This is a genomic window from Natronorubrum daqingense, from assembly GCF_001971705.1.
GTDB lineage: Archaea > Halobacteriota > Halobacteria > Halobacteriales > Natrialbaceae > Natronorubrum > Natronorubrum daqingense.
Genome location: NZ_CP019328.1, coordinates 59,000 through 72,638, shown reverse-complemented (window position 1 = coordinate 72,638; position 13,639 = coordinate 59,000). Strand labels below are relative to the sequence as shown.

Genomic DNA, 13,639 nt, shown 5'->3' with positions numbered 1-13,639 from the left:
GTCAATTGAACAGATGGTCCCGTGAGTATTCAGTCACTATTATCAGTATGTTACTAGTTGAGGATAGTGTCGAAATCAGTAGATAACAAAGATCGAATGTATAGTCTGGACAGTTGATGGTCGGACAAGACGGACAGAATCAGTTGTTTCAGCCAACAACATGGGCTAGCGTTCGATTCTGGATTGCATCACCGTTGGTGGAGGTGAGGCGATGAAAACAGTTATTCTTGGCTTTGATGGCCTTGATATGCGGTACCTCGACCGCTTTGCCTCCTCACTTCCAAACTTTTCTGCCCTCCGTGATCGTGGCGTGGAAGCGCCCCTTACGTCGACTCATCCACCATGGACTGGGAGCGCCTGGCCCTCGATGTATACCGGGACTGACCCGAGCCACCACGGCGTGTACGGCTTCTTCGACTACGACGGCTATCCAGATGAGGGAACACTTGTTTCACGGCATAACGTTCACCAACCGGCGCTCTGGGATTACCTGTCAAACGAAGGAGAGACGTCAGTAGTGGTCAATGTCCCGATTACCCATCCTGCAGATCCGATCAATGGTGTCCTCCTGCCCGGATATCTCGCCGTCGAGGATGAACCCGGCCATCCAGCCGAGATCCGAACAGAGTTGGGTAACAGCCTCGGCGAGGAGTATACGATCTACTCCCGCAATGAAATCAGTGAGCACTCTGAAGAGAAATTCGCGGGCTATCTCGACCAAATCGATCTGCGCCGACGAGCAAGCCGACAGTTGCTCGAAAAGTATGACTGGAAACTGGCTGTGTTGCAAGTCCAGAAGACCGACGCAGTCTTCCACAATTTCACGTCGGATGATAAATTCCGGCAGGTATACGAAGCAGCCGACCAGATGCTCGGGGATGTCCTCGAGACGATCGACGACGACGTAACCGTAATCGTCTGTTCGGATCACGGCATCGGACCTGTCAACGGGTATAAAATCCACGTAAACGAACTTCTCCGAAAGCACGGGTACGTCGAGACCGCCGAAGTGAACGATCGACCGACACTTTCGACCGAAAAAGCATCGCTGACCGAGGCAGGAGCGACAAACGGAGAAGACGGTACCGAAACGCGGGACGCTCCGACGGCGCTCAACCGAGCACTGCTCGCCACTCAGCGAACACTCGAGCAAATCGGCATCGAGCCAAAAGACGTCTACGCGGTCGCCGAACGAATGGGGATTGAACAGAACCTTATCCGACATATACCGGACTCAGTACGGGAGGCAGTGGGCAAGGGTGTCGACTGGAGCCAGTCACGCGCGTACTGTCCCGACGGAACACGAATGGGCATCCGGGTCAACCTCGAGGGGCGCGAACCGAACGGAGTCGTCCCACAGTCGGAGTACGAAGCGGTCCGCACCGACCTAATTGAGATCCTTCAGGGGCTCGAGACACCTGACGGAGAGCCAGCCTTCGATTTCGTCTGTCGACGCGAAGCGGTATACGACGGCCCGTTCACCGAGGACGCTCCAGATATACTCTTCCTACCGACGGAAATGAAGCACCAGGTCTCGGCAACGCTGTACGGCCGTACATTCATCCCTATCGACAGTTTTGACCACAAACGTGACGGGACATTCATCGGTGCTGGACCGGCCATTTCCGGCCCATCTCCGTCGCGGCTCTCACTGACTGATGTCGCCCCAATTACGATGGCCACCCTGGGCTGGTCGGTTCCGGAGACGATGACCGGGAGCGTCCCCGATGGGCTCGTCTCCGATCTTCTAGAGCCAGTTCGAGTAGACTACAGCGAACCAAGCTACGCCAGCGGGACCACCAGCGTTACTGATCCGACAGCCAGCGACAACGAAGTTACTGACCGACTCGAGGATCTCGGGTACCTCTAATGGCTGACCGGGAGCGCGAACTGTCGACACTGCTTTCGAGTGCGATCCTCGTTATGGCCGGTGGGATCATCGGGTCGGCAGCGAAACTGGGCGAGCGAGTCGTTATCGGTCGACTGCTCACTCCCGACGCCTATGGAGAGGTGAGTATCGGGTTAGCGTTTTTCACATTTACGATAACACTCGCTTTGGTCGGGTGCACACAGGGTGTCTCCCGGTTTATTCCGCGCTACGACAGTCTCGAGGACCGCCGTGGTCTGTTGGTGAGTGGAATGGCTATCACGACGGTGCTGTCGCTTGTGTTTGCCATTGGGATGTTCATCGGTGCTGGATGGCTTTCAGCGGTGTTTTTCGAGACTGAGGCAGCGGTCGTATTCATTCAGGTGCTTGCAGTGACACTCCCATTCGCTGTCGGCTTCCGAATGCTCATTGCGGCTATTCGAGGCTGCGAGAACACGCTATACCGAACAATTGTGAACGATCTCGTTGACCCGGGGCTTCGCATTGGCCTGATCGGCGGCTTGCTTCTCGCGGGGATGGGCATCGTTGCAGCCGGTATTGCCTACCTCATTGCTGCAATTGTGGCGTTTCTCGTCGCACTCGTCTTCCTTCACCGGCTCATGCCGCTGGTCGGAGCCTACCGAACGCATACCAAAGAACTCTTCATATTCTCCGCTCCGCTGGCTGTTTCGACGGTGATCGGCACGCTGCTTACCCAGACTGACACGCTCATGCTCGGCCATTTTCGCAGCTCCTACGAAGTCGGGATGTACAATGCCGCCTACCCGCTTGCTGGGGGATTGCTCGTCGTACTGTCGGCCTTCGGATTTCTCTACTTGCCGATCATCTCGCGGCTCGATTCTGAGGGCGAACGCGGCGCCGTAAACGACATCTACGCGACGACGACGAAGTGGGTATATATCATCACGTTCCCAGCCTTTCTCCTGTTCGTGGTCTTCCCAGAGGGAGTGATTCATACCTTCTTCGGACAGAATTACACCGATGCTGCAACAGCGTTACCAATCCTTGCACTCGGCTTCTTCGCCAGCGCTACCGTCGGTCGCGACAGAGAGACACTCTCTGCACTTGGGTCGACTTCCTGGATTGCGATCGGGAACATCGTCGGACTCGTGGTGAACGTCGGTATCAATCTCGTCTTGATCCCTCGCTACGGCTTCATCGGTGCCAGTATCGCCTCAGTCATCTCGTTGCTTGGGGTTCACGCCGTGATCTGTGGCGTGCTTGCAATTCAGTACGACATCACCCCGCTCTCGCCGGAATCGACGCGAACGTTTCTCTCCCTTCCCCTCGTATTACTCCCCGCGGGCGCATTAGTCTCACCGTGGATTTCGATTTCAATGGTAACGGTGTTACCCTTCCTTGTCGTGACCGGTCTGTGCTCGATCGCAGTTGTCGGCCTCGTAGACGCTTTCGAAGCTGACGACATCGTCATCATAGACCTCATCGAAGACGCAGCCGGCTTCTCGATTCCGCTCGTTCGACGATGGATCCCCGACTCGAATACGGAAACAGGCTTGTCAGCCGATTAAATTGGTTAGACGTCATCGATTGGATCTGCAATCGGTACGATCTCGAAAGTCAATCACGGGACTGCGTCGTTGTAGGTTGATGGTAGCTGACGAGGCGTTTTGCGTCTCGTTCACACACCAGAAATCGAAGATTTACCGAGGACGTCCACAGAAATGCCGAGCATCTGTACTGGTTACACAAGAGCGACGCGCTTGTGAACGCTGTGTCCCCTCCCTGCTCGATTCGCTCGCTGAGGACAGCGCGGGACCGAAGGTTCCCGTTGACTCTGCGAACGGCGGTGTCGTGAGCAGAAGGGGGCCTTGACGCCTCAATTCAGATAATTCGATCGGACGACACTGAAACACGTCGAAACGTACAGCCTGCTAACGATATGGTTAGTATAACTAACCGGATTTCCCGACTACGGATACGGCATGTCTCAATCAAACTACTCGAGTATGCGTATCGGCTGTCCGGAATGTGAGGCAAGCGTCAGTGCGTCCGTGCCCCCGGGACCGGGGATTCACCAGGAGCAATCCTCGAACCGACTCCAGGGAACTGAAACGGTGTGTCGAAACTGCGGGCACGAACTCGAACTGTATTACTACTAACTCGACGGTACCGATGTACTTCGCCGACGATGTCAGTTTGCTTCGCTGACGGTGTCGGTTTACCCCGAGGATGGCGTTAAAATATCCACGAAAGTCGTTGTGTTCGTCCTATCAATGAAATGAACGAGATGGGCGAAAGGCGAGCCACGGTGTTATAACCCTCCACTCGCAATAGCTTGTAATGGCTCCAGACAGCAAGAGCGAGGATAAGCGGGTCGATATTCTCTTAGTCGAACCCAACCCAGGCGATACACGGCTCTTCACGGAATCCTTCAAAGACGCAAAACTGAAAAACGAACTCTACACCGTATCCGACGGTGATGATGCACTCGATATGATTACTCAGCGTGGGGCGTATGCAGAAACCCCACAGCCAGATCTTATCCTACTCGAGCCGAAGTTGCCCGGAAAAAACGGGATGGACGTGTTGTCCGAGTTGAACAACGAGTCAGCACTCGAGGGGATTCCTGTCGTCGTGCTCACGAGTTCGGACATGGGCGAAGATATCGTCAAATCTCACGAACTGGATGCAGATCATTACCTGCAAAAACCGGTCGAGCCAGAAGACTTCATTCGATTTGTACAAGAAATTGAGGATCTGTGGTTTGAGATCGTCCAAGACACCGGCTAAAAACTAACCGTTCGCTGAGGGGTATATTCTCTCGAAAGCTGGCGGTAAGCGTGAATTCTCTCGGAGGGTAGCGTTCCTCGAAGAGCGTTCGTCTCCAGAACCGATCTGAGTGATTTCTCGTGCAGAATTCGCACCCGAACGTGTTCGATGATGCTATCGGAAAGGAGGGCAAAGATAGTGGGGAGGGAGGGACCGGATACCCACACCGGGTTTCCGGTGAAATAGCGGTTGTGAACAGAGGTGGAAAAACAGAGAGTCTCGAGGCTACTACTGAAGTGAATGGGCACCGAGAGGAAATTGGCTGGCAGGATTCCCTCGAGATGCTGAAAGTAGTCGTTCCTTACCACACCACGTTTCCGGTGAAAACGAGAGGCGAGCGGATATTGATGGGGTTCAGTGTGTGAAGTTTAGTGCGCGCACACACCGGGTTTCCGGTGAAATGGGTGAGTTGGTGAGGGAGAGGTGTGGGTTTTGGGTGGGCAGCGGGTTTTTAGGTGGGCTGTGTTAGGTGGGCTGTGTTAGGTGGACTGTGAGTTGCATAGAGGCTGTGAGTTGCACAGAGAATGTGAGTTGCACAGAGAATGTGAGTTTTGTGTGAGATTCTGCGTAAATCAAGCGAGAAGCGAGAGTATCTACCGTTTTGGAAATCACGACGAGATCACGACGAGTCGAATCGATGAGTGACCGAACACGGGCACACCACGTTTCCGGTGAATGAGAGCGGAGACTCCACACAGATACGACCACTTGCATTCACACATCTGCAAATCCTAACTTGATTCCCGATTTGATCCTTACTTGACCCCTCACTTGACGGATCCATCTGCCTCCTTTATCTATACCGCCCTATATGTATAAGTAGCTGGAGTCTAAATAGTCCACTGATTAGAAAATGGGGAACAGCATAACAAGCTGTTTCCGCTTTCGCTTTCATCGGAAACATCGTGTTCATCGGAAATATTGTAACTGTCTGCAAATATCGCTCCTCTATCGCCAGTCACTGGATTTGATTCGGTCATTCCCTCACTCGAGTCACGTAATTATCGCCGACTCGAATTACGCAATTTTGGAGTGCTATTGGGCACTTGCCGGCGATCTCGGTCGCAGTGCTAGCTCGTGGCCTCCTCTTCCCCACACCACGTTTCCGGTAAACCCACACCCCCGCTTCAACTGCACCCCACCCCCCTCTCACCCCATTTCACCGGAAACCCGGTGTGCGCGCCCTCACTATTCAATAATCTTACACACCCTCACCCGTCAATCACTCGAGTGGCGTGTATTCCGGTAAAACAGCCGTTTCTCGCGATCGGATGGTAATGAGTCCAAACAGTAAAGACATTTCACCGGAAACGTGGTGTCTATACCTATGTCGAGTTCCGGCGACGATCTCTTCACCCGTGACGACCCGATTTTCGAGAACAAAGAGTTGCTCGAGATCAACCATTTGCCCGAGGAAGGACGTATCGTCGGGCGGGACGACGAGATCGCCGAGCTCGCGAACGCTGTCAACCCGGCTATCTTCGGTCAGAGTCCGAGCAATCTCCTCATTTACGGTAAGACGGGGACCGGAAAGTCCCTCTGTGCGAAACACATCTCCGAACGACTCGTCCGTGTCGCGAAAGAAGAAGGGGTCACTGCGGAGTTCGCCTACGTCGACTGCGCTCAGGACAGCACAGAGACCCAGGCCGTCCAGACGATTGCTCACTCGTTGAACGACTCTTCGATTACCGACATCAAAATCCCGGATAAGGGGTTGAGCACGTCGACGTACTACAAACGACTCTGGCAGGTGCTCGACACCCAATACGAGGTCGTGCTCATCATTCTCGACGAGGTCGACAAACTCGACGACGACGACATTCTTATGCAACTTTCGCGCGCGGGCGAGGCTGGAAAACTCGAGTCCTGCAAAATCGGTGTGATTGGCATCAGTAACAAGATCAAGTACAAAGACCGGATGGACGAACGCGTCAAATCCAGTCTCTGTGAACGCGAGTTCGTCTTTCCGCCGTACGACGCGAATCAGCTTCGAGACATCATGCAGGCTCGCAGCGACTCGTTCAAAGACGGCATTCTCGACGCCTCCGTGATCCCGCGGGCAGCGGCCCTCGCGGCTCGAGAACACGGAGATGCCCGAAAAGCGATCGACATTCTCCGGTACGCCGGTGAGATCGCACAGTCCAACGGCAGTGAGACGGTTCGCGAGGAGTTCGTCGTCCAGGCTCGTGAACGGGCCGAAACGGACCGATTTCGCGAACTCATCCGCGGTTCGACCCCTCACTCACGGTACGTCCTGCAGGCACTCGCGGTGCTCTCGATCAATTCGCCGGACGAGGGTGGCTTTCGGACGACCCGAATTTTCGACGTGTACGAGGAGGTGTGTCGTCAGGAGGGATCCGACACGCTCTCGTTGCGACGCGTTCGCGACCTGCTGAAAGAACACGCGTTCCTCGATATCATCGAACAAACCCGCCAGAGCGGCGGAAGTGCAGAAGGAAGCTACACCGAACACCAGTTACTCGAGGACCCTGACGTCGTCCAGAAGGTCCTCGTCGAGACCGACGAAGCGTACAACAACGGGCAGTGAGTTCGTCACTGATTTTCAACCTTCACTCGGAGGGCCCGTCGCCAGTTTCCCACCCTCGAGGGGAGTCGTTCAGGCGTTCGGAACCGGTTTCGGTGACGACGACGAGATCCTCGATTCGGACGCCGAACTTCCCGTCGAGATAGATGCCGGGTTCGATGCTGTGAACCATCCCTGGCTCGAGTTCGCGATCGTTCCCGCCGACGATGTACGGCGGTTCGTGGACCTCGAGGCCGACGCCGTGGCCGGTTCGGTGGGTGAAGGCGTCTCCGTAGCCGGCGTGCTCGATCACCGACCGCGCTGCCTCGTCGACAGCCGAAGCGGTGACTCCCGGCTCGACGGCTTCGACGGCGGCTTGCTGTGCCTTCTGGACTATCTCGTGGACTCGTTTGTACTCCTCGGTCGGTTCGCCGGGCACGATCGTCCGGGTCTGGTCGCCGGGGTACCGCCCCGTTCCACCGTCGAGTTTAGCGTCGACGAACGCGCCAAAGTCCAGCACGATCGGCTCGCCGCGTTCGATCTCGTGGTCGCTGCTATGGTGGTGTGGTCGCGCCCCGTTCGCCCCGGCCGCGACGATGGTCGAAAACGCCGGCTTGCCAGCCCCCTCCGCTTCGAGTCGCTCCTCGATGTCACTCGCGAGGGCCGATTCGGTCGTTCCGATCAATTCCTCGCCGCGCGACCGAATCTCGAGCGAGACACGATCTGCGATCGCCCCGGCACGGCGGAGTGCCTCGAGTTCGACGTCGTCCTTTCGGATGCGTTGAGACTCGAGAACGTCGCTCGCGAGACCGAACGTCGCGTCGGGGGCACACGCGCGAAGATCCTGACTGATGGTGGCCCACATTCGATCGTCGACGAGAATCGAGCCGTCACCGGGTGTACGATCGTCGTCGATTGCTTCACCGTCGCTGTTAGTGTCTCCGACGCCGTTGGGTATCGCGAACTCGAGACCGTGTCGTGTTTCGTATCCCTCGAGTACGGCGCGAATCTCCTCCAGTGGATTCTCGTCGTCGTCCCAGGTTCGGACCTCGAGCGGTGGTTCGTCGATCGGAATGGTCGCGAGTTGCTGTTCGTACATCTTCGGTGCGACGAGGGTGGGCGTACCGATCCGTGGCACGAACAACAACAGGTGACGTTCGGAGGGTGATTCCTCGAAGCCGGTGAGGTAGGTGAGATTGGGACTCGGAACACAGACGAGGAGGTCGCCACCACTTCGCTCGAGCCTGTGTCGGCAGTTCGTGAGTCGCCGTTCGAACGTCGAGGCCATGGTTCAGAATGAGGATGAGACCGGAAAGAACGTTTGGACTGCGTGAGGGATGAGGCCGGAAAGAACGTTTGGACTGCGTGAGTGCTGTGGCGTTCACACTGTATTCGACTCGAATGTGTTCGCACAGTCGGTTCAGACACGTGACTGTACAGTCTGGCGAATTCGCCTCGTAGGCGATAGCATTAGACCCCCATGCGGATGCAGGCCACGAATCAACCTGCAACGGGGCGCTGTATTTTCAGCGAATGCGATTTACCGACGAGCGATCCCCGTCGACGAAACCGACGAGCGGACAGCATCGATCCGACGGAGAGCGTCGGTCGACCGACGAGACACGAGCGACCAATGCCACGCGAGACGAGGACGTGCCGTCATCGACGGACGACGAATCGGTCTGTCCCGATTCGTTGATCGTCGTCTCGAATCGACAACCGTACCGACACGAGTTCGAGACGGACGCCAACGAAGCGAATGCGGATACATCCGAGACGGACACCGACGAAGCGAATGCGGATACGAGCGCAGTAGATGCGGACACGACCGAAACGAACACCGAATCTGGACCAGCTCACAGCCAGATCGAAGTCGACGAACCGACCGGTGGGCTAACGGCTGGACTCGACCCCGTCTTGCAAAACGCCGAAGGAACGTGGATCGCCTGGGGCGACGGCGGTGCCGACTTCGAAGTCGCGGACGACGACCACTGCGTCTCCGTCCCACCGGGAGACGAATCGTACACGCTCCGCCGAATCGATCTCTCGTCGGAGGCGGTCGAATCGTATTACTACGGCTTCAGTAACCGCGTGCTCTGGCCGCTTTGTCACGGTTTCACCGACCTCATCGATGCTCGCTCGAGCGATTTCGAGTGGTATCGATCGGTCAACGAACGATTCGCCGAAGCGGTCGGAGAACACGCGAGCGGCGAGTCGGTCGTGTGGCTCCAGGACTATCACTTCGCACTCGCGCCGCGCATGATTCGGGAGTCGACCCCGAGTTCGACGACGGTCGCGCAGTTCTGGCACATCCCGTGGCCGTCGGCGTCGACGTTTCGGGCGTGTCCGAACGGTCGACAGCTTCTCGAGGGCCTGCTCGGAAATGACCTGCTCGGATTTCACGTCGATCGATACGCCGAGCAGTTCCTGGCGTGCGTCGACCGATACGTGCCCGACGCCGAGGTCGACCGCTCTCGCGGAACGGTTCACTACGCCGAGCACACGACTCGCGTCGTCGCGACGCCGATGGGGGTCGACGCGGAGTCGTACGACGAAGCGGCTCGGTCGGTCTCGGCAAGCGATCTGACGACGGTTCTCGATCGATACGACATTCCGAACGAGAACTACATCGCCCTCGGGGTCGACCGACTCGACTACTCGAAGGGCATTCCTGAACGACTCACGGCGATCGAACGGTTCCTCGAGGAAAACCCCTCCTGGCACGGCGAGTTTACGTTCGTCCAGTCGGCCTCGCTCTCGAGGACGGACATTCCGGCGTACGAACGCCACAACGAGCGAGTTCGCGGGGAAATCTCTCGCATCAACGAGCGATTCGGGACGGACGAGTGGCAACCGATCGTCTACACCGAAGACTACCTCTCGACGACCGAACTCTGTGCCCTCTATCGGCGGGCGGATCTGTTGGTCGTGAGTTCGGTCGTCGACGGGATGAACCTCGTCGCACAGGAGTACGTCGCAGCGAGCGTCGATTGCGACGGTTCGTTGCTGTTGAGCGATCAAACCGGTGCACACGAGACGCTCGGTTCGCAGGCGGTCACGATCGACCCGACTGACACGGACGACGTTGTCGAGGCCCTCGAGCGCGCCGTCTCGATGGTCCCACAGGAACGCCGGCGTCGAATGAGCGCACTACGCGATCAGGTGTTCGAGACGGACCTCGAGTGGTGGATGGACGCTCAGTTCGAATGGATGTCACGAATCCACTCTGCCGACGATTCGCCTCAGCCCGACTCGAAGGACGATTCGTCTCGGCCCGACTCGAAGGACGATTCGTCTCGGCCCGACTCGAAGGACGATTCGTCTCGGCCCGACTCGAAGGACGATTCGCCACCGTCTGACTCGGATGGTGACGCCGATTCGGAATCGACGTCTACGTCCGACTCGAGCACCGATCCCTCTGAATACACCTACACAGCGTGATCGATGACAGCTGAGTTACCACCACAGCCACTCGAGGAGCGACGTGAGCAGATTCGCTCGAAACTCGCCGGCGCCGCTCACGTATTGTGTTGTCTCGATTTCGACGGGACGCTCGCGCCCATCGTCGAGGATCCCGACGCTGCGACACCGATCCCGGCCGCCACGAGCGCACTCGAGGACCTCGTCGCTGCACCGGCCGTGTCGACGGCGATCGTGAGCGGTCGCGCCCTGTCCGACGTTCGAACGCGGATCGATGGCCCGGCCGCGTACGCCGGAAACCACGGCCTCGAACTCGCTCGAGACGGGTCCGTTGCGATTCACCCGGTTGCTCGCAAACGCGCAGCCCAGATCGACCGCGTCTGTCACACCCTCGAGACGGTTCTCGATTCGGTACCGAACGCCCGCGTCGAGAACAAACGACTGACCGGTACCGTACACCTCAGGTCGGTTCCGTCCGCTGGGCACCCGGTGGTCGAACGACAGACGAGAGCCGTCGTCGATGCACTCGGAGCCGACTCACTCGAGATTTCGCCCGGCAGAAAAATCCTCGAAATCGGCCCCTCGATTCCGTGGGGGAAAGGCAACGCGGTCTCCTTGCTCGACGCCCAAATGCCGCCGGAAACGGTTCCGCTGTACATCGGTGACGACGTAACCGACGAGTCGGCGTTTCGTGCCGTCGAACCGGAGGGGATCGGCATTCGCGTCGGAGAGGCGACGCCGTCGGCCGCGTCGGCTTCCGTCGACTCACCCGACGAGGTGGCGTCGTTTCTCGAGTGGCTCGGTTCGAGCGCACTCGAGGAACTCGATCGACCCGATCGAGGACCGAACGTGCCCTCACAGTCGACGCGATCAGCGCCGGCCACCGTCGCCTCTCGCCTCGAGTGATCGTTCGCCGGCACCCGGAACGATCCGATTGCGCCAGTCGAAAACGACACCGCTCGGATTGAGTCCGCGCTCACTCAATTTTCCGAACTGTCGCATTTGGGAACCTCTTCTCCTTTCGAGATAACTGGTTGTAGAACCCACTGCTCACGAAGTCGAAAGTATTAGTTACAACTGGAAATATGGTGGCGCACGAGAGTGAACGATAGTGAAATTGCGCCAGCCAACTGACTTTCTGATCCTCGGATCACTCGAGGAGACGGGCCGAAACGTCGCGACGAATCTCGCGTCGCATACGGGGAAGAGCCGGAAAAACATCAATACCAGATTGCCGGTGTTAGCCGATTACGGCCTCGTTCGAAAGATTGGCCCGGCCGAGCGCTCCGGTCTCTACGAAATTACGCCGGCAGGCGAGTCGGCGCTCGCCTACCGCGACCAATACGACGAAACCGACGACTTCGAATCGCTCATCTCGGGTCCGTCTGCGACGGCCACCCGACGTGGTGAGACACGAACGACCATCGCACGGAGCGAAACCGATAGCGACACCGACGAGTAGCCAGTTCTTGCGGTCACCGGGTGGAAGGCCGTTGTTCACGCTAGCGAGTAGCGCCGAGAGAGCCGGGACCGCCGGGACCGCCGAGACCGCCGCTGTACGTCTCGAGTTCGGACCGCGCACACGAAGAAAACGAGAGTTGCAGTTTTCGACTCGAGCCAGTGGGATCTGGATGGGTCGTTCCACACTGTGAGTACTCACCGATGTAGTCCGGTGACCAGGCGTAACTGCTGAGCATCGGCGTAGCGACGACCGCGTCGCGTTCGTCGACTCGATACGAGAGGCCGTGTTCGTGTCCCAACCCGAGTGCGTGCCCGACTTCGTGAATTAGAATCTGCATCGTTCGCGTCGCGTCTTCGTCGGGGACGACCCACTGCTCGGTGGCTTCGGTCGCCGATCCACCGAGTTCCTCGACCGACTCGAGCGCTGCGATGTGTCTGGCGCCGCCGACCGACGCCACGTTCGAGAATCCGTAGCCGGTCGGGGCTTCCTGCATTTGCCCGTCGGTGACGAGCAAATTGACGTCCGCTCGAGACGAGGATCCGTTCGGACTGACACTCCCGGCGACGAGTCGTGCCGGCCACTCACCGCGTCTGGTCACTTGGCCGCCGTCTTCGGTCGAGATGTCGACGGTTCCACCGTGTGAAATTTCGAGCGTCCAGTACTCGAACGCCAGAACGACTTCGAGAAATTCACGGACCCGCCTCGAGACGCCACGATACTCGGCCGCTTGCGCAGAGAGCCAGAACCGTACCTCGAGGGCGTCCGTCGGTTGCCGAGTCGTGTAGGCGAGGGTACCAGTCGAGAGGATCGCGCCCGCCGATCCGAGAAACAGACGCCGATTCACGATCGCTGAGAGACAGGGCCACTCCCAGTTCGTGATGGTTCACATGTGTCGCTATTACGGTCGTCTGCGGTGGGTGGAAGTTGAGAACGGGGGTGGGCCGAAAACGGGGGTGGGCGGAAATTGAGAACGCTCACTCTGGAAGCGGAACTCGCGTATCGACGATCCGTGCCCCGCCTTTCGAAATTCGAATCTCGATCCACGGCGGGGGATGTGAGACGACTCCTACCAGCAGTAGGTTTCCCTCACGCGTTTCGACTAGTCGCCGCGCTGGATTTCGTTGTCTGAGACACGGCGTCCAGCACCCCGAACGGAGGTTTCGCTCGAGTTGGCGCTCGGTGTAGTAGTTTCCGTTCGACCCAGCGTACACTCTTCCGAAGGACGTTTCGTTCATCGCAGACTCACGCACCGTTGCCAGCTTCCATCCGATCCCGAATCTCTCGAACCAGTGAGTGTCATTCTTCCGTGATGGTCGACTCGAGACACCCGTGTCTACGCTGGGGTGTACATAGCCGTCATTTATGGAGTCGCCTCCGCTGCGTCCGCATTCGTCGGCCGGATCGGAGCCACAGGTTCGGGTCGAGTTACGGGGCGGATCGACGTTGCCGTTCGGGCTTCCCGCATGCTCGAGGGTCGATAATCGAGGATGGACACACCGTATTTCCGGTGAAGACGGCAGGTTCTGCGTCGTGCTGGAGCAATTGCAGCGGTGTG

General features: G+C 58.0%; 10 protein-coding genes. 8 read left to right on the top strand and 2 right to left on the bottom strand.

Annotated elements, in window-relative coordinates; translation table 11 throughout:
- Positions 1-211: 211 nt before the first annotated feature.
- The 5 genes from BB347_RS16825 to BB347_RS16805 all read left to right on the top strand — a co-directional run bounded on the left by BB347_RS16825 (position 212) and on the right by BB347_RS16805 (position 7,226).
- Positions 212-1,870, top strand: a complete 1,659-nt coding sequence (locus tag BB347_RS16825; RefSeq protein WP_076583606.1) for an alkaline phosphatase family protein — start codon at positions 212-214, stop codon at positions 1,868-1,870.
- Positions 1,870-3,417: a flippase gene (locus BB347_RS16820; protein WP_076583604.1), complete on the top strand. Its 1,548-nt coding sequence runs from the start codon at positions 1,870-1,872 to the stop codon at positions 3,415-3,417. The genes BB347_RS16825 and BB347_RS16820 overlap by 1 nt, the downstream gene beginning before the upstream one ends.
- 772 nt (positions 3,418-4,189) lie before the next feature.
- A complete protein-coding gene (locus BB347_RS16815; protein WP_076583603.1) occupies positions 4,190-4,639 on the top strand; it encodes a response regulator in 450 nt (149 codons plus the stop codon).
- Between the two features lie 140 nt (positions 4,640-4,779).
- The gene (locus tag BB347_RS16810; RefSeq protein WP_139327052.1) at positions 4,780-5,043 is read left to right on the top strand and encodes a hypothetical protein; all 264 of its coding nucleotides are present in this window, start codon (positions 4,780-4,782) and stop codon (positions 5,041-5,043) included.
- A 962-nt stretch (positions 5,044-6,005) separates the two neighbouring features.
- The gene (locus tag BB347_RS16805; protein WP_076583599.1) at positions 6,006-7,226 is read left to right on the top strand and encodes an orc1/cdc6 family replication initiation protein; all 1,221 of its coding nucleotides are present in this window, start codon (positions 6,006-6,008) and stop codon (positions 7,224-7,226) included.
- Between the two features lie 22 nt (positions 7,227-7,248).
- Here the strand turns inward: BB347_RS16805 and BB347_RS16800 are convergent, their stop codons facing one another.
- Complete coding sequence (locus tag BB347_RS16800; RefSeq protein WP_076583597.1) at positions 7,249-8,490, bottom strand: aminopeptidase P family protein; 1,242 nt, start codon at positions 8,488-8,490, stop codon at positions 7,249-7,251.
- Positions 8,491-8,735: 245 nt separating this feature from the next.
- On the opposite strand from BB347_RS16800, the gene BB347_RS16795 reads away from it, so the two are divergent.
- The 3 genes from BB347_RS16795 to BB347_RS16785 all read left to right on the top strand — a co-directional run bounded on the left by BB347_RS16795 (position 8,736) and on the right by BB347_RS16785 (position 12,084).
- On the top strand, positions 8,736-10,643 hold the full coding sequence (locus tag BB347_RS16795; RefSeq protein ID WP_076583595.1) for an alpha,alpha-trehalose-phosphate synthase (UDP-forming): 1,908 nt from the start codon (positions 8,736-8,738) through the stop codon (positions 10,641-10,643).
- A 3-nt stretch (positions 10,644-10,646) separates the two neighbouring features.
- A complete protein-coding gene (gene otsB, locus BB347_RS16790; RefSeq protein ID WP_076583593.1) occupies positions 10,647-11,528 on the top strand; it encodes a trehalose-phosphatase in 882 nt (293 codons plus the stop codon).
- A gap of 205 nt (positions 11,529-11,733) precedes the next feature.
- A complete protein-coding gene (locus BB347_RS16785; RefSeq protein WP_076583591.1) occupies positions 11,734-12,084 on the top strand; it encodes a winged helix-turn-helix transcriptional regulator in 351 nt (116 codons plus the stop codon).
- Positions 12,085-12,124: 40 nt separating this feature from the next.
- Here the strand turns inward: BB347_RS16785 and BB347_RS16780 are convergent, their stop codons facing one another.
- Positions 12,125-12,928: a matrixin family metalloprotease gene (locus BB347_RS16780; protein ID WP_076583586.1), complete on the bottom strand. Its 804-nt coding sequence runs from the start codon at positions 12,926-12,928 to the stop codon at positions 12,125-12,127.
- Positions 12,929-13,639: the final 711 nt, after the last annotated feature.